At 66.7% G+C, this 23,351-nt stretch carries 22 protein-coding genes; 5 read left to right on the top strand and 17 right to left on the bottom strand.

Annotated elements, in window-relative coordinates; genetic code table 11:
• Window positions 1-95: 95 nt before the first annotated feature.
• Both ACFQZZ_RS16910 and ACFQZZ_RS16915 read left to right on the top strand, forming a co-directional pair.
• Window positions 96-1,544 (top strand): PLP-dependent aminotransferase family protein, encoded by a 1,449-nt coding sequence (locus tag ACFQZZ_RS16910; protein ID WP_378680982.1) that lies wholly within the window; start codon window positions 96-98, stop codon window positions 1,542-1,544.
• Window positions 1,545-1,662: 118 nt separating this feature from the next.
• Window positions 1,663-2,409 carry a peptidylprolyl isomerase gene (locus ACFQZZ_RS16915; RefSeq protein ID WP_378680985.1) on the top strand — a complete coding sequence of 249 codons (747 nt, stop codon included), beginning with the start codon at window positions 1,663-1,665 and terminating at the stop codon, window positions 2,407-2,409.
• Between the two features lie 369 nt (window positions 2,410-2,778).
• Here the strand turns inward: ACFQZZ_RS16915 and ACFQZZ_RS16920 are convergent, their stop codons facing one another.
• From ACFQZZ_RS16920 to ACFQZZ_RS16940, 5 genes are read right to left on the bottom strand one after another with little or no spacing between them, the layout of a single operon-like run.
• The gene (locus ACFQZZ_RS16920) at window positions 2,779-4,302 is read right to left on the bottom strand and encodes an ArnT family glycosyltransferase (protein ID WP_378680988.1); all 1,524 of its coding nucleotides are present in this window, start codon (window positions 4,300-4,302) and stop codon (window positions 2,779-2,781) included.
• Window positions 4,295-4,930 (bottom strand): TetR/AcrR family transcriptional regulator, encoded by a 636-nt coding sequence (locus tag ACFQZZ_RS16925; RefSeq protein WP_378680991.1) that lies wholly within the window; start codon window positions 4,928-4,930, stop codon window positions 4,295-4,297. The genes ACFQZZ_RS16920 and ACFQZZ_RS16925 overlap by 8 nt, the downstream gene beginning before the upstream one ends.
• A 58-nt stretch (window positions 4,931-4,988) precedes the next feature.
• Entirely contained in the window at window positions 4,989-5,603 is a 615-nt protein-coding gene (locus tag ACFQZZ_RS16930) for a GNAT family N-acetyltransferase (protein ID WP_378680993.1), read from the bottom strand.
• A gap of 35 nt (window positions 5,604-5,638) precedes the next feature.
• Entirely contained in the window at window positions 5,639-6,898 is a 1,260-nt protein-coding gene (locus ACFQZZ_RS16935) for a carboxylesterase family protein (RefSeq protein ID WP_378680996.1), read from the bottom strand.
• Window positions 6,895-7,761: a VOC family protein gene (locus ACFQZZ_RS16940; protein WP_378680999.1), complete on the bottom strand. Its 867-nt coding sequence runs from the start codon at window positions 7,759-7,761 to the stop codon at window positions 6,895-6,897. Before ACFQZZ_RS16940 ends, ACFQZZ_RS16935 begins: the two co-directional genes overlap by 4 nt.
• Before the next feature lie 85 nt (window positions 7,762-7,846).
• On the opposite strand from ACFQZZ_RS16940, the gene ACFQZZ_RS16945 reads away from it, so the two are divergent.
• On the top strand, window positions 7,847-8,806 hold the full coding sequence (locus ACFQZZ_RS16945) for an Lrp/AsnC family transcriptional regulator (RefSeq protein ID WP_378681002.1): 960 nt from the start codon (window positions 7,847-7,849) through the stop codon (window positions 8,804-8,806).
• An 85-nt stretch (window positions 8,807-8,891) separates the two neighbouring features.
• On the opposite strand, the gene arc is transcribed toward ACFQZZ_RS16945, so the two are convergent.
• Window positions 8,892-10,652, bottom strand: a complete 1,761-nt coding sequence (gene arc / locus ACFQZZ_RS16950) for a proteasome ATPase (RefSeq protein ID WP_378681005.1) — start codon at window positions 10,650-10,652, stop codon at window positions 8,892-8,894.
• Window positions 10,653-10,832: 180 nt separating this feature from the next.
• On the opposite strand from arc, the gene ACFQZZ_RS16955 reads away from it, so the two are divergent.
• Window positions 10,833-11,345, top strand: a complete 513-nt coding sequence (locus tag ACFQZZ_RS16955) for a hypothetical protein (RefSeq protein WP_378681008.1) — start codon at window positions 10,833-10,835, stop codon at window positions 11,343-11,345.
• Window positions 11,346-11,429: 84 nt separating this feature from the next.
• Here the strand turns inward: ACFQZZ_RS16955 and ACFQZZ_RS16960 are convergent, their stop codons facing one another.
• A complete protein-coding gene (locus ACFQZZ_RS16960; RefSeq protein WP_378681011.1) occupies window positions 11,430-12,263 on the bottom strand; it encodes a tRNA (adenine-N1)-methyltransferase in 834 nt (277 codons plus the stop codon).
• Between the two features lie 79 nt (window positions 12,264-12,342).
• Between ACFQZZ_RS16960 and ACFQZZ_RS16965 the strand changes: the two genes are divergently transcribed.
• Window positions 12,343-13,254, top strand: coding sequence for a RecB family exonuclease (locus ACFQZZ_RS16965; protein WP_378681014.1), 912 nt, complete (start codon window positions 12,343-12,345; stop codon window positions 13,252-13,254).
• A gap of 61 nt (window positions 13,255-13,315) precedes the next feature.
• Here the strand turns inward: ACFQZZ_RS16965 and ACFQZZ_RS16970 are convergent, their stop codons facing one another.
• The 10 genes from ACFQZZ_RS16970 to ACFQZZ_RS17015 all read right to left on the bottom strand — a co-directional run bounded on the left by ACFQZZ_RS16970 (window position 13,316) and on the right by ACFQZZ_RS17015 (window position 23,337).
• On the bottom strand, window positions 13,316-14,479 hold the full coding sequence (locus ACFQZZ_RS16970) for a YeiH family protein (protein ID WP_378681017.1): 1,164 nt from the start codon (window positions 14,477-14,479) through the stop codon (window positions 13,316-13,318).
• Window positions 14,479-14,613: a hypothetical protein gene (locus ACFQZZ_RS16975; RefSeq protein ID WP_378681020.1), complete on the bottom strand. Its 135-nt coding sequence runs from the start codon at window positions 14,611-14,613 to the stop codon at window positions 14,479-14,481. Before ACFQZZ_RS16975 ends, ACFQZZ_RS16970 begins: the two co-directional genes overlap by 1 nt.
• Window positions 14,614-14,876: 263 nt before the next feature.
• The gene (gene hisG, locus ACFQZZ_RS16980) at window positions 14,877-15,728 is read right to left on the bottom strand and encodes an ATP phosphoribosyltransferase (RefSeq protein ID WP_378681023.1); all 852 of its coding nucleotides are present in this window, start codon (window positions 15,726-15,728) and stop codon (window positions 14,877-14,879) included.
• Window positions 15,729-15,779: 51 nt separating this feature from the next.
• Window positions 15,780-16,061, bottom strand: a complete 282-nt coding sequence (locus tag ACFQZZ_RS16985) for a phosphoribosyl-ATP diphosphatase (RefSeq protein ID WP_378681842.1) — start codon at window positions 16,059-16,061, stop codon at window positions 15,780-15,782.
• A gap of 83 nt (window positions 16,062-16,144) precedes the next feature.
• Window positions 16,145-17,959, bottom strand: a complete 1,815-nt coding sequence (locus ACFQZZ_RS16990) for a choline/carnitine O-acyltransferase (protein ID WP_378681026.1) — start codon at window positions 17,957-17,959, stop codon at window positions 16,145-16,147.
• Entirely contained in the window at window positions 17,956-18,789 is an 834-nt protein-coding gene (locus ACFQZZ_RS16995; protein ID WP_378681029.1) for a class I SAM-dependent methyltransferase, read from the bottom strand. Before ACFQZZ_RS16995 ends, ACFQZZ_RS16990 begins: the two co-directional genes overlap by 4 nt.
• A 53-nt stretch (window positions 18,790-18,842) precedes the next feature.
• Window positions 18,843-19,706, bottom strand: a complete 864-nt coding sequence (locus ACFQZZ_RS17000; RefSeq protein WP_378681032.1) for an arpA protein — start codon at window positions 19,704-19,706, stop codon at window positions 18,843-18,845.
• Window positions 19,707-19,898: 192 nt separating this feature from the next.
• Complete coding sequence (locus ACFQZZ_RS17005) at window positions 19,899-20,576, bottom strand: HAD family hydrolase (protein ID WP_378681035.1); 678 nt, start codon at window positions 20,574-20,576, stop codon at window positions 19,899-19,901.
• A gap of 28 nt (window positions 20,577-20,604) precedes the next feature.
• Window positions 20,605-22,296 (bottom strand): protein kinase, encoded by a 1,692-nt coding sequence (locus ACFQZZ_RS17010; protein WP_378681038.1) that lies wholly within the window; start codon window positions 22,294-22,296, stop codon window positions 20,605-20,607.
• 417 nt (window positions 22,297-22,713) lie between these two features.
• Complete coding sequence (locus tag ACFQZZ_RS17015) at window positions 22,714-23,337, bottom strand: hypothetical protein (RefSeq protein ID WP_378681041.1); 624 nt, start codon at window positions 23,335-23,337, stop codon at window positions 22,714-22,716.
• Window positions 23,338-23,351 lie beyond the last annotated feature (14 nt).

A 23,351-nucleotide genomic window follows, 5' to 3' on the forward strand; every position in this document is an offset into this window, starting at 1 on the left:
TTCGGTTGTGTTACAAGATTGCGGAAACAGTTTCGTAGCCGTAAACCTTGGCGCCGATAATGGTTACGGTCTGGTGCCCGAAGCAGAATGAGCGTGTGACAATCGAGCCCGCGACGACGTACGGCGCACCGCACAACAGCGCGGCGCCCATCCCGGCCGTGGTGTCACCCGCCGAATTCACCGCGGATCTCGTGGACCGCACCCCCGCGGGCATCGCCGCCGCCGTCAGCCGCCGGATCCGTTCCGGCGCACTCCAACCCGGCTCCCGACTGCCCACCGTCCGCGATGTCGCCAGGGAATTGCGGGTATCGCCCTCGACCGTGAACCAGGCCTGGCGCGCACTGGCCGCTACCGGGGCGATCATCGCCCGCGGCCGAGCCGGAACCTTCGTCGGCCAGCCCGAGGCCGCCCGTCCAAGCGCTCCGACCGGCCGCTATCAACGGCTGCACCCGCCTTCGGACAGCGCGTTCCGTGTCGATCTGTCGCGCGGCACCCCAGACCCGCATCTGCTCCCCGACCTCGCGGCCGCGCTGCGCGACATCACCCGCCTCGGCGGCGGTGACCTGGCTGCCGACTATATGGGCGAGGCGGTGTTGCCGGACCTCGCCGCGAAGGTTCGCACCGACTGGCCTTTCCGCGCCGAATGCCTCGCCGTCCTCGACGGCGCGCTCGATGCCGTCGACCGACTGCTCACGGCGCATATCCGTCTCGGCGACGCGGTCGCTGTCGAAGATCCTTGCTTCCCACCGTTTCTCGATCTCTTGGCGCGGCTCGGCGCGCGGCCGGTACCGGTGCGCATGGACGAATCCGGACTGCTCCCCGGCGATCTGGCCCGCGCGGTCACTCAGCACGCCGCCACCGCACTCGTGCTGCAGCCCCGCGCACAGAACCCGACCGGCGCCTCCCTCACCGCGGGCCGCGTCCGTGAACTGTCGGACATCCTGCAGGACACCGCGACCCTGGTGATCGAAGACGACCACTCCGCCGGAATCGCCGCCGCTCCGCTGCGTTCCCTCGGCAGCCGACTCCCCCGGCGCACCGTACATATCCGCTCGTTCTCGAAATCCCACGGCGCCGACCTGCGCCTCGCGGTGGCGGGCGGGCCCGCCGACCTGCTCGATCCGGTCGTCGAACGCCGGATGCTCGGCCCCGGCTGGACCAGCCGCCTGCTGCAACGCGTCCTGCTCAGCATGCTCGACAGCGAAGACGCCATCCACACCGTGACTTCTGCCCGCGCCGAATACCGAAGACGCTCGGTCGAGCTCCGCCGCGCGCTATCCAGAAAAGGCATCACCGTCGCACGCAACGACGGCATCAACCTCTGGCTCCCGGTCGCCGACGAAAACGCCGCCATGATCTCGCTCGCCGCCGCAGGCATCAAGGTCGCCCCCGGCGGCCCCTTCGAAGTCGGCGACCGCCCCACCTCGGACCACCTGCGCATCACCGTCGCGGCCGTCACCGACACCGATCTCGACTGGCTGACAGCCGAGTTGGCCGCCGCCACCACAGCGGCGCCGACCTATCGGCGGGTGCGCCGGGCCTGACGCCGGGGATCGAGCCAGGCGGGCAGTAGCGCCAACCCGCCACGCGCGGCGGAGTGAGATGGAATGATCGCCCGCAGCATCGTCCGGTGCGCAACACAACAGAAGGAGACTCCGACCGGTGAGCAGCGAACTGCAGGCGCGACAACTCGACCATGATCGACGCAACCGGCAGCGGCATCGCCGAATCGGAGTCCCGATGCGGGCGCTGCGCATTCTCGGCGTCCTGGCCGCCGGGGCGACCCTGGCCGTGCTTGCCGCGGGTGGCGTATCGGCGGACACCGGGATCCGGCTCGAAAAGGCCACGGGAGCAGGCTGTTCCGAACCGGCCGCCGGTCAGCCCAACGGTAAGCAGTGGCAGGCCGAGCCCGGCATGAGCATCGACACCAGCGCGGGATACACGGCGACGCTGGAAACCACCTGCGGCACGGTGACCATCGCGCTGGAGGCCGCGCGAGCACCGCGCACCGTCAACTCCTTCGCATTCCTGTCCGACGAACAGTATTTCGATCACACCAAGTGCCACCGGCTGACCACCCAGGGCATCTTCGTGCTCCAGTGCGGCGACCCGACTGCCTCCGGCATGGGCGGCCCCGGCTATAAGTTCCCCGACGAGAACCTCGCGGGCGCGACCTACCCGGCCGGCACCGTCGCGATGGCGAATGCCGGACCCGGCACCAACGGCAGTCAGTTCTTCCTCGTCTACCAGGACACCAGGCTGCCCGCGAACTACACCCCGTTCGGCCGGATCACCGGCGGCTTGGATGTTCTCGGCAATGTCGCCGCGGCGGGCGTTCAGGACGGCTCCGGTGACGGCGCCCCCGCCACCGATGTGATTCTCGATTCGGTGACCACCGTACGTAACTGATCCACGACGGCTCTCGAAACGCCGACAGCCCACCAAACCTTCCAGGCCTGGTGGGCTGTCGGCGTAATCGCCGCGGCTTACTGCGCGCTTCCGGACGACAGCAGGTTCATGATCGTCTTGATCAGAACCTCAGCCAGAAAATCCGATGCAGAACCGGACATGTGTGCACTCCTCATCTTCGAACGACTTCTCGCCTATGTGAATCATGACTGCTTCACATAGGTTCTGGCGAGCTTTTGCTTGCCAGAACCCGCGGGTCGACGGGCCGCGCCTAACTGAAACACGTTCTAGCTTTGGTTATGCATTCCAGTCTCACTCAGTGCGATCGGTCACCGCGCCTATCGCTATCGGCCACCGGCCGGCGCGACGTCAGTCCAGTCGGAGCATGTCCGGCCACGTCTGCGACCACGCCCGACGCGGCCGATCACAGCGCCAGATCGTGACGTCGCGCGTGACGTCCGGGTAGCCGAGGCGGGCATCGGCACGACCGATCGGCGTCACCGCCTCGAAAATCGAGCGAAGGTCCGCCTCGTCGCCGCCGACCCACAGCACCGTCGTCGCGGAGTCCGGTGGCGTCCCGAAGTAGCCGAAACCGCGGTTGGGGCTATAGATCGCGGGCAGCCCAAACTGCTGCCGCTCCACGTCCAGCGCACTCGCCTGCCAGTAGGAATCGGCTATCACAACCGTCGTCTCGCGCTCCGGCTCCGGCAGCGCGCGATAGGCGTCGTCGGTTGCCCGGCGCAGTTCCATCCAGCCGAACTTGCCGTACAGCGCGATCTGCAGCCCGGCTTCCGCTCGACTGTCCACCGGATCGATAGTCGACTCGGACTCCAGGGGTAGCGAAAACACCACCAGCGCAACCGAAAGCGCAATGAGCGGGGCGGCAACGAAGGGCCGCCAGCGTGCGGCGCTCTGTGTCCACCGCACCGCGCCTGCCGCCATGATGGCCGCGTAGCAGCCTGCGGCGTAGTACGGACGACCATTGGTGATCATGAAGGCCACGGCGAGCAAGATCGGCAACAGACCGAGAAACCGATACGGGCGCAATGATTCTGAGCGAAACAGTGTCCAGATACCCGCGAAGAGCAGCACCGCGCCGAACAGCCCGGCCGCCGCGATCGCAAGCGGCAGCCACGTGTAGCGACCACCGATCGCGCCCTGTTCCGCAGCAACCACCGCGCCGAGACGCAGCTGCGGCCAGTCGTGACCCGCCTGCCAGATCAGACTCGGCACCGTCGCCGCCACCACGATCGCCGCACCGAGCCACAGCGCCCGGCGACGCAACAGTTCCCGTGGACCGTAGACCAACACGCCGATTGTCACCGCAACCCAGAAGAACGGGATCAACCACTTCACCTGCATATCGATCGCGGTCACCACCGCAGCCCACACCAGCAGGCTGTCGCTGCGGGTGCGCACCCATCGGATCAGCAGCCAACTGATCAGTACCCACAGCGCGGTATCGATCGTGTTCGTGGCCAACTGACTTCCCTGCACAAGCAGGAACGGTGACGTCGCGTACGCGGTCGCCGTCAACAGCTGCGCGGCCCGCGAGCCACCGAATTCCCGCGCGATCTGCGCGCTGATGAAAATGGCCGCGATGGTGACCAACACGGCCGGAATACGCAGCGCTACCAGCGATCCCGGCACGATCAGATCCATCAGCCGCGCGATCGCGGGCACCAGCGGACCTTGATCGGCGTACCCGAAGGCGAGCCTGCGCCCAGCCGACACGAAATACAGTTCGTCACCGAAGAACCCGTAGCGCCCGAGGGTCGCCAGTAGCGCGACGGCCGACACCAGGGCGATTGCCCCGACACCGACCAGCGCGTACGGCTGCTGATCGGCGGGTCTATCCCGTTCCCGCACATCGGTTTCCAGCACACTAGTCATCGCCGCTCGCCTTCCGCGTCGCCAGATCGAACAACCTGCGCAAATGCGCCGAGTATTGACCCATGTCGAAATCCGGCTCCCGGATCGAGCGTCCGGCCGCGCTGTCGATGGAATCGCGGATCGACTTGGCCATGATCACCGTGTCGAACTCACCGAAAACCCCGGTGTCCTGTCCTTCGCGCAGCATCATCACCAGTGGCTCGAGCACCTCACGCTCCCCGTCCGGATTGGCGAACTTCGACTTCCCTTCCGAGTCACGAAGATTCACCACCACGTCGGTCATCGCCGCGACATAGTTCTTGTTCGCCTCGATGAAGGCCAGATTCGAATCCAGATACGTCAGCAACCGATTCCGCGGCCCTTCGGCCGCGGTGATCACCGGCACCATGTACTCCGCGGCCGACACGTACAGCTGGATCACCAACTGCGTCATCAGATCGTCTTTGCCCTCGAAGTGGTAGGAGATCACTCCCTTCGAAATACCCGCATGCTTGGCGATCCGCGCCAACGACGCATTCCCGTACCCGACCTCCGAGATCACCTCAACGGCGGACGCAATGATCTGCCGGCGCCGCGCCTCCTCGATGAATGACATCTGCTGACCAGGTGGACTATTTTCTGTCCGCACGGCCAAATTTTAGCACGCACGGTCATATTTCAGCCGACAGCTATCCTCGGCCCGTAGCTCACCGGGGTGGCCGCCACATCGCCCACAGGGTGGGGCCGCCGTTGGCCAGCTCGATCCGGTTGGTGACTTCGAAGCCGAATCGTTCGTAGTAGGGGACGTTGTCCGGGTGGCTCGACTCCAGATATGCCGGGTGATGTTCGGCGTCGCAGTGATCCAGGCGGTGCTGCATCAGGGCTCGGCCGTACCCGGCGCCGCGCATCCGCGGGTCGCTGCCGATCGCCGCGAGGTACCAGTGCGGCTCGGTCGGGTGGCTGCGGGCGAGGGTGTCGCCGACTGCCTTTCCGGTCCGCATTCGGGTGCCGAAACCACTGATCAGGGTCGGCAGCATCAGCAGTTCGGAGAATCTCGAATGCTCCCACCGGCCGGGTCGATTCCAGAGTGCTGCTCCTGCCATCGCACCGGCGCCGTTGTAGGCGATGTCCACGCCGCCCGCGGCCAGGTGGTGGTGGCGGGTCATGGCCCTGAAGAAGCGCACCAGACCGTGCGCTCGTTTGTCGTCCCGCGACCACAACCAGGTCATGACCGGGTCGGTGTGAAAAGCACGGGCCAGCGTTCGTGACAGTTGCGCGATATCGGCCCGCTTCGCCGACTGCACAACGATGGTTCTGTCCATAGGTGTCCCTTTCTGGTTCCGACATCGCGATCTGTTCATCGAACGGCCCGGCCGGTGAAGCGGTGGGTCGTGCCACGCGCCCAGCCCGGATCGCCGTGGCGGACAAACCCGATCCAGCTGCGGCGCATCTCGCCGAGGAGGCCGGAAGGTCGCGCACCATCGAGCATCGGCGCATGTCGCCATGCCGCCGCGTGTCCCAGCACGAACGGCAGCTCGATGCAATGGCACGCACCGAATGGGCTGTCGCCGGGATGCCAGTCGAAGCGGTAAAGCCACGGTGGTTCGCCGCGGGCGGTGAGCAAATTCGCCAGCCGACGCGTCGGCTCGTGGAACATCTGATCCGTCACGGTTGCGATGACGTCGCGCTCACCTGCGAAGAACGCCGCCGCCTCGTCGCGCGTAGCGCCCATGAGGATCTCGACCCCGTCCGCGCCGCGCCATCCGATCGCCTCGACTGGATCGGCGGCGACCATCGTGCCGTCGGTAACGAGTTGGAATGGCGGCACCGGGTTCGTCGGACCTGCGGTGCGGCGCGCCACGGCACTCTGCGCGGCGAGCAGCTCGGCAACCGGCACGTCGACAATCCGCCCAGCACGACTCTGCCCGATTCCCAACTCCTGCAACAACACTCCCCCGACGCGTGCTGCCTCATCCGGCGTTGCCGGGAGCATACCGACGGGCGCGCTCTGCACGATCGCTCGGCGGAACAGCCCGTACGCCGCGTCCCCCGACAGCAGCGCCAGAATCGAAACGGCACCGGCGGACTGGCCTGCGACGGTCACATTCGCAGGGTCACCGCCGAAGGCAGAGATGTTGTCGCGCACCCAATTCAACGCCGCGAGGTTGTCCAACAGCCCCATGTTGCCCTCGCACATCCCGGGCAGGCGAAGGTAGCCAAGCGCGCCGAGCCGGTAGTTCGCGGTCACCACGACGACATCACCCTCTGCCGTGAACTCCGCGCCGTCGTACCACGGGAACCCACCCGAGCCGGTGAGGAACCCGCCGCCGTGCAGAAACACCAGGACCGGATGGCCACTGCCCGCGGGCGCCCACACGTTCAGCGACAGACAGTCCTCCGACTGCGGTGCCGTGCCCGGTCCCATCACTCGCGCCAAACGAGACGGCGGCTGCGGCGCGGCCGGGCCGGGTGCGACAGCGTCGCGCACACCCCGCCACGGCGTCACGCTCCGCGGCGCCCCGAATCGCTCGGCCTCGGCGTAGGGCATTCCGAGAAATGCGCCGACCCGCCCGTCGGAGACGCCGCGAACGCGGCCCGAGGTGATCTCGACGATCATCGCGCCGCGAAATGCAGACCGGCGCCGTAGGCGTCACGCGCGGAGACGAAGAACCCGTCCTCGGTCGACCGTGTTTGCGTGCCACCACTTTCCACGATCCCGCGCGCATGGTCGACGTCCTCGACCTGGATGGTCATGGCCGCGAGGTACGACGCCGCAGGGACAGGCTCGCCGGGCAGTACCTCCGCCGCGTCCGAGGCCCGAACGATCTCCAGCCGGACCCCTTTTCGCTCCAGCACGGTGCGCGGACCTTCCGGCGCGGAATCGGTCTCCAGCACCCGGCGATACCGCTCCGCGATCGCGTCGAGCTGATCGTCGGCGGCCACGATCAATACGGCCGCGATGCCCCGAGCGCCGTTCGGGTGGTCGAGGTAGCGCGGCTGGTGCACGTACTCCCGAGTGAGATGCTGGGCGATCCCGATGTAACCCTCGACGGTCGTGCGCGGGTCGATGTGCAGTGACCGGGCCCGCATGGTGCGCGTGCCTTCCTCGGTGTCGACGTCGCGTTCCAGCTCGAGGACACCCGAGGTGCGCAGCCCGGCGGCGGTCAGCGCACGGTCGACACCGTCTGCGTTGTCAGTGTCGAAATTCAGGATCTGGAATCCGTCGGCCATCGACTTGGTGCGCCACGGATCCGGCGCGGACTCGTCGACGATGCCGAGCAGTTCTATGTACGAGCCGCCGAACAGGGCACACAGGTTGGCCGTGCCGCCCGGCTTGGGCGGCTCGCCCGGCCGCTCACTCAGCAGATGCCGCGAGCGCGGACTCAGGGTGAAGCCGAATGAACGGTACGTGCGTTCCAGTCCGTCGAGGTCGCGGGTCAGGATGCCGGTGTGATGAAAGGCGTTGATGCTGTAGGTCATGGCCCGATTCTGCGATGGGCGCAGCTGCCCTGACCCGAATCGCGGGGCACTACGCCGCGATCCGACACTGGCCTACCCTGAACTGGTGGAATCGGACACGCACGAGCCGCTCGACGCCCTCGACCTGCAGCTGCTGCACGCGCTCCAGATCGACGGGCGCGCGTCGTTCAGCCGGATCGCGGAAGTACTCGGCGTCTCCGACCGCACCGTGGCCCGCCGCTACGAACGGCTCCGCGCCGCGGGCAAGCTCCGGGTGACCGGCGCGACCGACAGCGACCGCTCCGGTGCTGCGGAATGGGTGGTGCGCATGCGCGTCCTACCGCACGGCACCGATGCGCTGGCCCACTCGCTGGCCCGCCGCCCTGATACCGCGTGGGTGACCACGATGTCGAGTGGCACAGAAATCGCCTGTGTGTTCCGGGTCCCCGACGGTGGGTCGGTGCCGCTGGCGGCGCTCGCGCGCCACCCACAGGTGCGCGACGTCACCGCGCAACAACTGCTGGCCCAACTTATGGACGGCCGTTGGCGGGGCCGCACCTCGGCGCTCACGGGCACCCAGATCGATGCGCTGCGCCCACCGTATTCGGACGAAGCGGCGGCGGTTTCCCTGATCGATCTCGACCGCGCCCTGGTCCCCGCGCTCGCGGTGGACGGCCGCGCCAGCTACCCCGAGCTGGCGCGGCGGCTCGGCTGGTCCGAATCTGCGGTCCGGCGCCGCCTGGAAGAACTGCGACGCGCTCAGGTACTGCGACTCGAGGTCGAGGTCGACCCGGTGGTCTTCGGCTATTCGGCCCAGTGCGTGCTCTGGCTGACTGTCGCCCCCGCCCAGCTCACCGAGGTCGCCCGCACGCTCGCCGCCGATGACGAAGTAGCGTTCATCGGCGCGACGACCGGCGCGCACAACCTGATCGTCATCACTGTCCTGCGCGATTCGGCCGCGCTCGCCACCTACCTGACCGACCGGATCAGCGCACTGAACGGCGTCGAGCGCATGGAGGCGACACCGGTCACCTCATACACCAAACGCACTGCTCCCCGGCACTGACCACCACATACCGACTGTTCAGGCGATCGGCCTTGCACCAAAAAGCCGCGCTCCCAACGGAAGCGCGGCCCTTCGGTGTCGAATCCTACAGATACTGACCGGTGTTCGACTCGGTGTCGATCGCGCGGCTCGCCGAGGCGTTCTTGCCGGTGACCAGCGTGCGGATGTACACGATTCGCTCGCCCTTCTTACCCGAAATGCGAGCCCAGTCATCGGGATTCGTGGTGTTGGGCAGGTCCTCGTTCTCAGAGAACTCGTCCACGATCGAATCGTAGAGATGCTGGATGCGCAGACCCGGGCTGCCGGTGTCGAGCACCGCCTTGATGGCGTACTTCTTGGAGCGGTCCACGATGTTCTGGATCATGGCGCCGGAGTTGAAGTCCTTGAAGTACAGGACTTCCTTGTCACCGTTGGCATAGGTGACCTCCAGGAAGCGGTTGTCCTCGCTCTCGGCGTACATCCGGTCGACGACCCGTTCGATCATCGCGCGGATGCACTTGGCCTTGTCGCCGTCGAACTCGGCGAGATCGTCCTTGTGCAGCGGCAGGAACTCGGTCAGGTACTTCGAGAAGATGTCCTGTGCCGATTCCGCGTCCGGCCGCTCGATCTTGATCTTCACATCGAGTCGACCCGGTCGCAGGATCGCGGGGTCGATCATGTCCTCGCGGTTGGAAGCACCGATCACGATGACATTCTCGAGGCCCTCGACACCGTCGATCTCCGACAGCAGCTGTGGCACGACCGTGGTCTCCACATCGGAGGACACACCCGATCCGCGGGTGCGGAAGATCGAGTCCATCTCGTCGAAGAACACGATCACCGGCGTACCCTCGGATGCCTTCTCCCGTGCCCGCTGGAAGATGATCCTGATGTGGCGCTCGGTCTCACCCACGAACTTGTTCAGCAGCTCGGGGCCCTTGATGTTGAGGAAGAACGACTTGGCTTCCTTGGCATCTTCACCACGGGACTCGGCGATCTTCTTGGCCAGCGAGTTGGCCACCGCCTTCGCGATCAGCGTCTTGCCGCAGCCGGGCGGACCGTAGAGCAGCACACCCTTGGGCGGGCGCAGCGCGTACTCACGGAACAGTTCCTTGTGCAGGAAGGGCAGCTCGACCGCGTCGCGGATCTGCTCGATCTGGCGACCGAGACCACCGATATCGGTGTAGTCGACATCGGGCACTTCCTCCAGCACGAGGTCTTCGACCTCGGCCTTGGGAATGCGCTCAAAGGCGAAGCCCGCCTTGGTATCCACCAATAGCGAGTCGCCAGGGCGCAGCTTGCGGATCGGCGAATCGGGGTCGTCCATATCGTCGACCTCGGCGACCTTGGCCAGCGGACCCGCCAGCCACACCACGCGCTCTTCGTCGGCATGGCCGACGACCAGTGCCCGGCGTCCGTCATCGAGGATCTCGCGCAAGGTGCCGATCTCGCCGACCTTGTCGAAGTAGTTCGCCTCGACAACCGTCAGCGCCTCGTTGAGGCGGACGGTCTGGCCGTATTCGAGGGTCGTGGTGTCGATGTTCGGTGAACACGTCAACCGCATCTTGCGACCCGAAGTGAACACGTCGACCGTCTGATCCTCGTACACACCGATCAGAACGCCGTATCCGCTCGGTGGCTGACCCAGCCGATCGACTTCCTCACGCAACGCGACGAGCTGCTGACGCGCTTCCTTGAGTGTGTCCATCAGCTTGCCGTTGCGAATGGTCAGCGAATCGATGCGGGCTTCCAATTCCCGTGCATGATCCGGCGAATCGGCAAGTTGCCTTCGGAGTGCAGCCGCTTCGGCGCGTACCGCCTCGAGCTCTCTCCAGGCCGCCGAATCCGAATTCTCGATGGGGCTCATGTGCTGCTCCTCCCAGTCCCGGTCTATCAACGCTACCGGGCGCGAACCGTTCTCGCTTTCCGACATGGTTTCGTCGTGATCACATCTAGGCTGCGGTCAGCGGCCGGATGAACCATGTTAGCCTGCCCTAACCTGCTTCCGGCGACCTCCTCCGCCGACTGAACCGAAAGGTTGCTGACAATGCTCCTTCCCGCCAGGACACTGCGCGTTTCCGTGGCTACCGCCGTCGCGGCCGTCGCCGTTACCGTCGGGCTCACCGCCTGCGGCTCCGACGACAAGTCCGACACCGCGACAGCGACCACCACCAGTGCGGCGGCCGCCGGCGCCGACCACGGCGCGCACGGCACCGCGACGGCGCCGACGGCGGACGAGCTGAAGGCCACCCTGGTGCTGGTCGCCGACCCGGCCAAGTCGACCGCCGAGAAGACAGCGGTCATTGTGAACGGCGACAAGCGCACCGCCAATATCGATCAGATGAATCAGGCGCTCGGCGCCTACGGCGCGCTGACCTTCGCCGTCACCGACGTCAAGGTCGAAGGCACCACCGCCACCGCTCAGGTCGTCATCACCTCCCCACACGGCAGCGCCCCGGCCATGCCGATGACCTGGGAGCACGTCGACGGCAAATGGAAGCTCTCCGACGCCACCGCCTGCACCATGCTCGGCTTCGCACAGGCGCCCTGCACGCCGTAGCACGCACGAACCGAACGCCGCCCTCGCCCGATACGACCGGACGGGGGCGGCTTTTGTTCGATGGATCATGTCGCGCTCGCTACGTCAGCCCTTGGACGGCCGGCGCTGCGGCTTCGGCGTCACGGTGCCCTCGGCCAGTCGCCGGGCGCTCACCAGGAAAGCGGTGTGGCCCTGCATGCGATGTTCCGGACGAACGGCAAGACCGACCACATGCCAGCCGCGCACCATCGATTCCCATGAGCGCGGCTCGGTCCAGCACTCCTGTTCGCGCAACGCCTCCACGACTTTCGACAATTGTGTGACGGTTGCCACATAGACGATCAGCACACCACCGGGCACCAGTGCCTTGCTCACCGCGGGCAACGCATCCCACGGGGCGAGCATGTCGAGCACCACGCGATCGACCGGCGGGCCGTCGTAGGCCGCGACATCGGCGACGGTCAGCGACCAGTTAGCCGGACGTTCGCCGAAGAAGGTCTCGACGTTGCGAATCGCGTGCTCGGCGTGGTCATCGCGGATCTCGTAGGAGATAACTTCGCCCTGCGGGCCGACAGCGCGCAGCAGCGAGCAGGTCAGTGCGCCCGAACCGGCTCCGGCCTCCAACACCCGCGCGCCGGGGAACATGTCACCCTCGTGCACGATCTGCGCGGCGTCCTTGGGGTAGATGACGGCCGCACCGCGAGGCATCGACAGCACGTAATCGACCAGCAACGGGCGCAGGGCCAGATACGGCGTGCCGTTCGTCGAGTTCACCACGGTGCCCTCGTCGGCACCGATCAGGCTGTCGTGTTTGATCCCGCCGCGATGCGTGTGGAACTCCTTGCCGGGTTCCAGCACCACGGTGTAGAGGCGCCCTTTGGCATCGGTCAGCTGTACCCGGTCACCGGTGGTGAATGGCCCGGTCCGTCTGGCCGTCATGAATCTCCGTTTCGCTCGGTCGATGCGGTCCTACAGTTATGGCACCGGCGTGTCGGTACCGCCGGATAGCCTGCCAGGTATGCCAGTGCCCGTGACCACGCCCCCCGCCGACGCCGACAAGGCGCCCGAGCCCGAAGCGACGACAAGTCGTTCCCGGCCGGCGTTGTCCCCTTCGCGGGCAATGGATTTCAAGCAGTGCCCACTGAAATACCGGTTCCGCGCCATCGATCGGATTCCCGAGCCACCGTCGCGCAACGCGGTGCGCGGCACAGTGGTGCATGCGGTGCTCGAGGACCTCTACGGACTCCCCGCGGCCGAGCGCGGGCCCGAACGCGCGGCCACGCTCGCCGAACCGGCCTGGATCCGAGTGCTCGCCGAGCAACCCGAGATCGCCGAACTCGTTGCCGGCGACGGCCTTGCCGAATTCCTCGGCGAGGTGCGGACACTCGTCGAGACGTACTACCGGCTGGAGGATCCGACTCGGTTCGACCCCGAATCCTGCGAGTCCCGCGTCGAGGTCGAACTCGACGACGGTGTGCTGCTGCGCGGGTTCGTCGATCGCATCGATGTCGCACCGACCGGCGAACTGCGGGTGGTGGACTACAAGACCGGTCGGGCGCCTGGCTTGGCACAGGAGGCCAAGGCGCTGTTCCAGCTGAAGTTCTACGCGCTGGTCGTGTTGCGCACCCGCGGCATCTTGCCCACCCAGCTACGGTTGATCTACCTGGCCGACGAACAGCTGCTCACCTACGCCCCCGACGAGGACGAACTGCTGCGCTTCGCACGCACCCTCTCCGCGCTGTGGCAGGCCATTCTCGAAGCGGGCCGCACCGGCGACTTCCGCCCGAGCACCAGCTGGCTGTGCGGCTTCTGCGCATATAAGGATCTGTGCCCCGAATTCGGCGGCACCCCGCCGCCGTACCCCGGCTGGCCGGATGGCGGAACCCGCGAATCAGTCGATGAGACGCTCGCCGACGCGGTATCGGATTGAGCGCCCGAGGCGACGCTGGTCCCGCGCCGCACCCACGGCGGGTGGGTGCGGCGCGCGTCGGTCAGACCGTGAAGTTGCGGAAGAGCAATACCGAAAGCCCCAGGCCGACAAGCAGATTCACCACGACTGCCGAACCGAACACCACGATCGGCCGCCAGCCCGCCTCGCGCAGACCGCGCAGGGAGAACTCGAGGCCGATGGAGACGAACGCGAGGATCAGGAACCAGGTGCGCAGGTCGTTGATGATCGCGATATGCGCGGACCCGGTCTTCTTGTCCACCGACTGCAGGTAGAGGGTGCCGATGACGGAGGCGGCGACGAAGCCGATCACGAACTTCGGGAACCGCTCCCAGAACTGCCTGACCGAGGGCCGCACCGCACCCGCGTTCCGCTCGACACGCAGAGTGAAGTAGGCGGTGAGCGCGATCGCGACAATGCCGATCAGCGCGTTCTGCGTGGTCTTCACGATGGTGGCGATCTGCAGCGCCTTCTCCCCCGCGATGGCGCCGGAGGCGGCGACGGCCGCGGTGGTGTCGATATTGCCGCCGATCCACGCACCGGCCACGGCGTCCGACAGCCCGAAAACATCGGCGAGCCACGGCAGCACGAAGATCGAGGGCAGCGCGAAAATGATCACCAGCGACGCCGCGTAGGCGATCTGCTCCCTCCGGGCCTGCACCGCGCCGGCGGCCGCGATGGCCGCGCTCACGCCGCAGATCGACACCGCCGAGGACAGCAGGGCACGCAACTTGTCGTCGAGCCCGAGGCGTCCGCCGAGCCACCAGGTGAAAGCGAACACCGAGGTGATCAGCAGCAGCGCCTGCAGGATCGACGGGCCCGCGGCGGTCACCAGAATCTTCAGGTTGATCGATGCGCCGAGCAGCACCACGCCGGTCTTGATGAAGAACTCGGTGCGGAATCCGGCCGAAAGCCGTTCGCGCAGATCGAGTTCGGTGAGCACCACATTGCCGAGCAGCCCGATCGCGATGGCGTAGACCGGGAACTCGATCGACTTGGCGACCCGCTTCAACGGAGTGTCGGCCGCCCATCGCGGCACGTGTGTGTCGAAGTAGCGGGTCAGCGCGCCGAGCAGGAGGACAACGGCGATACCGGCCACCACCTGCGTCACCGTCGGGCGAGCGAGCGCCTGCAGCGCAGCGGTTTCCGACTTCACCGGCACGTCGGTCTCCGATTGCGCGGCGGTGGCCGGTTCGGTATCCGACATCACGGCACCAGCCAATCCGGGATGGCGCCGACGAGTACCAGCGCGATGAGGGTCAGGCCGACGATTGCCGCCAGCCAGTCCTCACTCCACGCGAATGTGCTGCCCGGACGTTCCGCGGGCGGTGTCTGTGACACGGTGTGCTCCTTGCATTTCCTCATCGAGAGGCCGCACAGTAGCAACGTTCGACTAGGCAACACACTGATTGCATTCGTCGTGAATTAATCACTCGTACAAGACAAACCGAACGCATCCGACTCTGCTGATCGTGGTTCGAGCGCGCGCGAGGATGCAGCAGCTCAGACACGCCGAATGACCGATGCCATGACGACGAAGTCGCGTGCATCGGCCATTCGGAGACGTACCCGACGCCTGCCGCGCCACGTGGCGGCGCGGTGAATCAGAAGGCGCGGCAGGACCTGATATCGGTAGCGAGGATCGCCTTGGCGCCGATCTCGGCCAGCTGATCCATGACCTCGTTGCCCTGCTTGCGTGGCACCAGAGCCCGAACCGCTACCCAACCCGGATCGGTCAGCGGCGAGACCGTCGGCGACTCCAGACCCGGCGTGATCCGCACCGCGGCGTCCAGGAGTTCCTTCGGGCAGTCGTAATCCAGCATCAGGTACTGCTGAGCGAACACCACACCTTGGACACGTGCGATGAGCTGGTTGCGGGCGCGGTCGTGCTGATCGGAACCGGCGCGTTCGATCAGCACGCCCTCCGAATCGCACAGCGTTTCGCCGAAGGCGATGAGGTTGTGCTGACGCAGCGTGCGCCCGGAGCCGACCACATCGGCGATGGCGTCCGCGACCCCGAGCTGGATGGAGATCTCGACCGCGCCATCGAGGCGGATCACCTCGGCCTCGATGCCGCGCGCGGCCAGATCGGCGAGCACCAGATTCGGATAGGAGGTCGCGATGCGCTTGTCGTAGAGGTCCTCGACCTTCCACTCGCGCCCGGCCGGGGCGGCATAGCGGAAGGTTGAGCGGCCGAAGCCGAGCGAGAGCCGCTCCTGCACGGTGGCACCGGAATCCAGCGCGAGGTCGCGACCGGTGATGCCGAGGTCGAGCTCGCCGGACCCGACGTAGATGGCGATGTCCTTGGGCCGCAGGAAGAAGAACTCGACCTGATTGGCCGGATCGAGGACGGTCAGGTCACGGGAGTCGGTGCGCCTGCGGTAGCCGGCCTCGGACAGGATCGAGGTGGCGGACTCGGACAGGGCGCCTTTATTGGGGACTGCGACGCGCAGCATGGGGAGGGTGTCCTTTCGGAAGGGAGAAACTACGGAGTCCGGCGACCGTCATCACAGATGTCGGTACACGTCTTCGAGCTTCAATCCGCGGCCGACCATCAGCACCTGGACCCAGTAGAGCAGTTGCGAGATCTCCTCCGCGAGCGACTCGTCGCTCTCGTGCTCGGCGGCCAGCCACACCTCACCGGCTTCCTCGAGCACCTTCTTACCCTGGCTATGCACGCCCGCGTCCAGCGCAGCGACAGTCCCTGACCCCTCGGGGCGGGTGACTGCACGATCCTGGAGCTCGGCGAACAGGGTTTCGAAGTTCTTCACGAGGGGACATTCTTTCAGACCCGCATGCGGGCCTGTTGCTGCGGTCGCCGATGAGTTCCGACCGCCACCACGACGGCGGCCGGAACCTCGGCACTGCCGAATCAGGCGCCCGAGAGCAGCGCCTCCAGATCGGCGACGGCGGCGCGCAGATGATCGGCGAAGGCGTACATCTCGTTCGCGACCGCCCGCGGCGTAGCGAGGTAGAGATTCCACCGATCCGGTAGCAGCACGTACGCGATGCCGATGCACTTGGGACTGGTGGAGCCGAAACCGAAGTAGCGGATGTTGACCGACGGCGCCGAGCTGGTGCTCAGGTAGTCGTCGCGCATGATCGTCCAGCCGGGGCTGGCGTAGAGCGGGATCGGCGCTTCGACGCCGAGTTCGGCACCGCGGCGGCGCTGGATCCACTCCAGTTCCCAGAGGTGCTGTTCGGGCGCGTCACCGGCCTGGCACTGCTTGGCCCGTTCGACGTGCGCGGTTGCCGCGGCCTTTGCCGCGGCCACGCGACTACCGGCATCGGCAGCCGGATCCTGCATGGCGTCGACGAAGGCCACCATATGGGGGGTCACCACCCGCATCGCCTCGGTGCGGCCATTGCGGTATTGGCGGGTCGCGATGGATTCGTAGGTAGCACCGGTCAGGCCTTTGCTGCGCCGATGGGCCAGCTGGTAACTCAACTGCGCGAACGCATCCGGCGAGACGCCGAGCTGCTTGGCCCGCGCGGTGCCGAAGTTCTCGAAAGTGACCGTGGTGGTGGCATTCTCAGCGGCGTAACGAGCGAAGGCCGCGCCCGCCGCCGCGATATCGCTGCGCTGGTCGGCGTCCAAGACGAACTCGATCGGCTCGACGGGCGGCAGACCCTGCGGCTGCGCGCCGGAACGCGCGGCATGTTCGGTTGCCGACTGCTCGAGCAGCGTGTCCACGAACGACAGGATGGTGGTGCCGTCCAACCCGCAATGCTCGATATTGATACCGGCCTGCCCGTCGCCGAACACGACGAACGACACCGCCTTGTCGAACCACCGGTTGGCGCTGTCGCCGTGCAGCAGCTGATCGCAGGCCTGCAGTTCGTCGCGTGGGGTGAAGTCCTCCAGGCACAGGCAGAACAGCGCGGTCTCGATGGTATCCAGTGCCGCGATGTTGGCCGGTTCGGCGCGCAAGCCCTGCCTGCTCGCCGCCCATTCGGCGCGCGCCTTGGTGGTGAGGTGCCCGACTGCGGTGTCGGTGCGTGCCGAACGCGCACCGGCCTTCAACACCGCGCGCAGCCCGTCGGCCAAGTCGTCGAGCGAGTACGGTGCGCCGTCGGCACCGATGACGTCCATGCGGAACATGCTGCCGCGGAAAAACACCACGATGTGCTTGGCCTCCGACGGCCCCGGCCATTCCGGGCTGTAGGGCACTCGCACGGAATCCTGCTCCGCGCCGGGGATGCGAGTCTCGGAGAACAGGTACTTGTGCTGCCACATCGTCAGCAGCTGTCCGCGCTGGGTGGCCGGCGGTACTACCTCGGCGTCCAGGGCCACCTTGTAATCGACAGCCGCCGCGACGATCCCCGCCGCGCGCTCCACCTGTCCAGCGGCGGTGGACGTGGCCAGCGGGGTGTCGTCGCGGAAGAGGAAGAAGAAGTTGGCGTTCAACGCGATTCGGTCGCGCCTGCCGAGATAGCGCGACGGCCAGAACAGGTCCAGCCAGCTCCCGACGCCCGGCGTCGCGTCGTATTCCGCCAGTGCGGCATGCAGTGTGCGGCCGGGACCGTCCGCGCGCAGCAGGTCGGCGACGGCCGCCTCGGTGGTGGCGCGTTCATCGGCGGTCAGCAGCGGTGCGCACCATTCCAGGAATCGGGCGCAGCTGTCCTCCAGCGTCGGCAGCGGCACCCGGGGCAGGTGGTCGTCGGCGGCGAAGGTGCGTTGGCTCAATGCAGTTCCTCGGGGTCGGCGTGTTCGGGAAGCGGGCGGGAGAGGTACAGGTTGGCGTAGAGCCAGCCTTCGGTTTCGTGGTCGGTGGTGTCGACGCCTTTGTCGGACAGGGTGTTCAGCACGTGCGCGCGTTCGGCGTCGGAGGCGAACCTGCGTTGTTCGAAAATGCCGGGCGCCTGTTCGGTGCGGTAACCGAGCGCGGCCAGTTCGGCGGCGATCGGCTCGAAGCTGAACATACGCAAGACGAAGTGTGCCATCCACGGCCGCCTGCGTGGGTGTGCGAGGGCAACCCGAGACAGCGTTTTTTCCGTCACGTAGCCGACGCATCCGGTGGATACGACGATGTCCGCGGTCGCCAGCGTGGCGCGCTGCTCGTCGGTCGGGTCGGCGGCCTCCAGGTCGGCGTGCACGGTGTCGTGCAGGAATCCGGCGGCGTGCGCGTAGGACAGGGCGGGGTGAGCGGCATCCATGCCGATGAAGCGGACGTCGGCCAGTCGGTCCTGCGCATCCAGCCGGGCGCGATCGCGAGCGATGAGACCGGCCTGGTCGCCTTCCGCCTGCCGGTAGTGCTCGGCGAGCTCGCCGATGGTTGTGTCGAACCGCAGCAGTGCCGCGTTGACGCCGTAGGAGCAGCCGATGTCGAGCACGGTCGGGGTCGCCACTCGCGCCGAGGCGCGATACTCCCGAATCTGCTGCTGGAAAAACGGTTTCGCCAGTTCCGGAATCCGATAGTCGAGTTCGGCCATCCGGGCGTAGTACTCGCGGGGATCGGGACGGGTGTAGATATCGTCGAAGGAGGCTTTCCCGGTCGTGTGTAGCGGCACTGGCACTAGTTCGTTCCTCTCGGGTCGAGCTTGGTACTGCCCAGGCAGTGTCGTCCTGCTCAGTCGAGCAATCGGTCGCCTCGGACGGCATCGGCCGCGGCGGCCAGGTGATCGGGCAGCACACGCCCGAACAGCTGGCGGGTGCGCTCCACGGTGCCGATGACACCGGGACGATCGGTATAGGCGAAGATCGCCGAATGTCGTTGGGTGGCGCCCTCGACCGGCGACACTCGGTGCAGCGAGAAGCGGCCCTGGAACAATTGCAGGTCACCGGGCCGCAGGTCGAGCCGTTGGATCAGCCGCGTGCCCGCGCCGGTCAGCACATCGCGCACGTCGTCGAGGTTCTCGGCGTCGGTGGAGCGGATATTGGGGCAGTATTCGAAAACACCGCCCGCCTCGGCGGGCTGGGTCAGCATGCTGACGGTGAATTCGTTGGTGTCGAAATGCCACGGATGCGACATTCCGGGCGCCACGACGTTGAGGCACAGTCCGGCAAGGGGATCGGCGAATTCGTGCAGTTCGGCGAGGCCGAAACAATCGGCAACGAACCGCTGGAACACTTCGCTGGTGTAGAGGCGGTGGATCAGCGCGTCGGCGGGAATCCGATCGCGCGGCACGAACGCATTTCCACGCGTCAGCACGATCCGACCCGGATGATCTTCCGGCAGTTCGGAATCCAGCGGAATGTTGTACGCGTTGACCCGCTCGACCTCGTAATACGCCTCGGGCGCTATCGCATTCCCCTGCGCCCGCAGCGTCTCGATCAGCTCCGGCCGAATGAATTCCCGCAGCACTGTGCAGCCGACCTCGTCGAGCTCCGCCCGTGCCCGCGCCACCGCGTCCCGCCAGGCAGGTCCCCCGGGGTCCGCGAGCGAATATCGTGCCGTATCGACGATCTCATCCAGCACACTCGTCGCTGCCATGGCGTAATTTTGGTGCAGCATTCGCAGACACGCCCGAGATTCGGAAAGATTGCCCGTGACTACGATCACACCTACGAACAGCCTTCATTTACGTTGCGGCACAGTAACTCTCACTGTGGCACGACCAGGAATGCGCAGGCATACCTATCGGTCACAATGGTGCTGGCCGAATTGTCGTGGCACGGAACAAGATCAACCACGCACACCCAACGCGTCGTTCAGATCGTCGAGAGTCAGCCCGATCAGCGATTCACGGAAGACGCGCCCAGGTAGCCGAGGGACCGGTATCTCACAGGGGATCACGATCACCGCGCAGCCCGCGGCCTGGGCCGCGCGGGCACCGGTCGGCGAATCCTCGATGGCCACACAGTTTCGCGGGTCGACCCCGAGCAGTTCGGCAGCACGCAGGTAGATATCGGGTTCGGGCTTGCCGTTGGCCACCTCGTCGCCGCAGACCGATTCGTCGAAGAAGTCGCGGCCGAGGGTGTCGAGCCCGAATTCGGTGAGCGACCGCTTGGTATTGGTGACGAGCGCCGTGGCAAGTCCAGCCGTCCGCACCAGGGCCAGCGCGTCTTTCGCGCCGGGACGCCACGGAATCGGGCCGGTCATCAGCTCGGTCACCCGCCGCTCCAGGAAGTCACCGGCGGCCCGTACCGCCGCGACGGTCGGCTCGATGCCGAGGCCGTCGAACATGAGGCGCAGCGCTTCGGGTCCCGCGGCGCCGATCAACGCGTGCCGCAGTTCGTCGGTCATCTCATGGCCGTGCCGGCGCGCCAGCTCACGGACGCCGATATCCCACAGCTTCTCCGAATCGAGCAGCGTGCCGTCCATGTCCCACAGCACACCCGCCAGTTCTGATCGCGCTGTCACCTGCGGTGAGTCTCCTTCGTATCGCCGACTACGTGCCCGATGCCGCGATCAGCAGTCGCCCATTGTCCGACGCGACCTGGAACCATCGGTTCTCCGACGAGGTCGTGCCGTTCTTCAGGCTATAGGTCAGCGAAGCGACCGCTCGGTTCTCACCGTTCGGTGTGACGGCCCCCACGCTCACCGAGCGGACCGTGCCCCAGAACCGGGCGTAGGCGTCATAGCCGCCGGTCTGGGCTTGATACGACGGCGAAAGCTGCGACCAGGCGCCGCCCACATTGCCCGGCAGCGTCCCGTAGTAGCCCTGGATGAATTGCGCGATCCGGTCGGGGGTGGGCGGGCCGAACGGTGTGGTGGTGATGGTGGTGGCAGGCGGGCGCGTGGTGGAGGGCGTGACCGACGGGCTCGGCGTGACCGACGCTGAGGAGGGGGCGGGAGCCGTGCTCGACTGCGGTGCACCGGCGGTTGCCGCGGGCGGCTCCTGCTGCGCGGGCCCGATGGCATTCGTCGACGGGTTGTCCGCGGCGGCCGAGGTGGCAGCTCCGGTCGGCGGCGCGGCGGTCGAGCCGTCCTTGCCGGCGCCGTTCATCGAGGCCACGATCAGGGCCACCACGATGAGCACCGCCACCGCCGCGACGGCAGCGACGGCCATGAGGCGCCCGCGCGACTGGCCGTCTCCGATACCACCGGGCAGCGTGCCGCCCGCTCGGGTCGGCGGTGCCGGCGGCGCCGCGACCGCGGCGGGCACGCCCGACAGCGCGGCGGCGGAGATCATCTCGGTGGACCCGGTGGCATTGGCATCGGAGGCACTATCGGAGCCAGGAGCAGGCAAGACCGTCGTCGCGTCCGGCCCAGGGGCGGGCAGCGCCTTCGTCAATGCCGGAGCGGGCGCCAATACCGGAGTACGGCCCGCCGCAACGGCTTCCATGGCCTCCTGCGCCTCCCGCATGGTCGGGCGCGCGTCGATCGTCGGGGCGAGCAGCCGCATCAGCACCGGCCCGAGCGCGCCCGCCTGTTTCGGTGGCGGTATCTCTCCGCGGGCCACCGCGTGCAGAACTGCCAGCGGATTGTCGCCCTCACCGAACGGCGGCGAACCCTCGACCGCCGCATACAGCGTGGAACCGAGTGCGAAGACATCGGAGGCAGATTCCGGATTCTCCCCGCGTGCCACCTCCGGTGCGAGATAGGCGGGTGTACCCGCCAGGAAGCCGGTCGCGGTGACGGTCACATCGCCGACCGCGCGGGAGATGCCGAAATCGGTGATCTTCACCGTGCCGTCGTCGCCGACGAGCAGGTTCGCCGGCTTCACGTCCCGGTGCATGATGCCCGCGTCGTGCGCGGCGGCCAGCGCGCCCGCGGCCTGGGCGCCGATCTTGGCCACCTCCGTCGGCGTGAGTGTGCGTTTGCCGGACAGCTTCGCCGCGAGACTCGGGGCGTTCATGTACTCCATGACCAGCCACGGCTGACCGTCCTCTTCGGCGACATCGAAGACGGTGATCGCATTCGGGTGATGTAGTCGGGCCGCGATCCGACCCTCCCGCATCGCGCGCAACCGCGCCTCGATCGCGGCCGATCGGGACAGGCCCGGTGCGAGCAGCAACTGCTTTACCGCGACGGTACGGCGCAATCGGACGTCGGTTCCCCGCCACACAACCCCCATCGCACCGCTGCCGATCGGATCCGTGATCCGATACCGTCCCGCGATCAACCGATCCGAGGTCATGGTGTTGTGCCCCTCCTACTTTCCCGCCGAGTCATCCAGCACTCCGCGCGTAAGCGGAAATCATCGAAAATCCTACGCGCTGAGGTACATTGCACCCGAATACAGCAGGACGAAGGCACCCGCCGACTGCTCCGGATGCAGTTGCAACGCTTTTGACAATGTCATACCCAACTGACATACATCCACCAGCGCGCGGGATCTTCCGTGATTGCCCAGGTCACTGCAGGCCCTGTCATCGAAACAGTCCGGCGCGCCCTGGCTTCGAAATTTCCCACAGCAGGCCACGACCTGCACCGAGTTCGCATATTTCGAGGTAATCACGGTAGTAGCCGAGCGAACAGCGCTGCGACCCAGCGGGATCCGATGCGTCGAGAATCACATCGGCCCTTCGGTCCGATCACCCAGCGACGAACCGGGCTAGGCGTCCGTGGATGGTTGAACGGCGACTCGGCCCTGCCCGCGGACGCGGGTCTCCGGGCCGACCGCCGTCGGGTCGACCGAGGCGCGCTCCGCGAGCATTGTCGCGTCGTAGTTCGGGCGGCCGTCGTTGTCCTCGTCGTCCTCGTCGTCGTTCACCAGCAGCAGCAGCTGAAGGTCCTCTTCGGCACGGGTAGGCGGGCCGACGACCGAGTCGGCGTCCGGACTGTCACCGGAGACGTAGAGCCGAACCAGCTCGCCGCGCTCGGCCATCGCCCAACCGGTGTAGCCATAGTCGTTGTAATACCAATGGGCGGAACCGAATCGGCGGCTCAATTCGTTCAAGAGGGCGCGCACCGACTCGACCGCATAGCCGTCGGGCAGCACGTAGCCGAAGATCAGCGTCCAGTCGTCCAATTCCGGAGTCAGGTATACGCAGCCATCGCTGCCCGATGCCTCCCAGCCGGCACGCATCGTCACCGCCCTCGAGTCGACGAGGCCGAGCGCCTCGATCAGCCCGTCCTTGTCTGCGGTGGGCACCGCGATCCAGTCACCTAGGAAATCACCGTTCTGCTCCCCCATGGGGTGCGGTGTCTCGTCGGCAAGGGTGCTGTCGTCGACCATGATTCACGCTTCTA

Source organism: Nocardia sp. GCM10030253 (assembly GCF_042675075.1).
Classification (GTDB): domain Bacteria; phylum Actinomycetota; class Actinomycetes; order Mycobacteriales; family Mycobacteriaceae; genus Nocardia.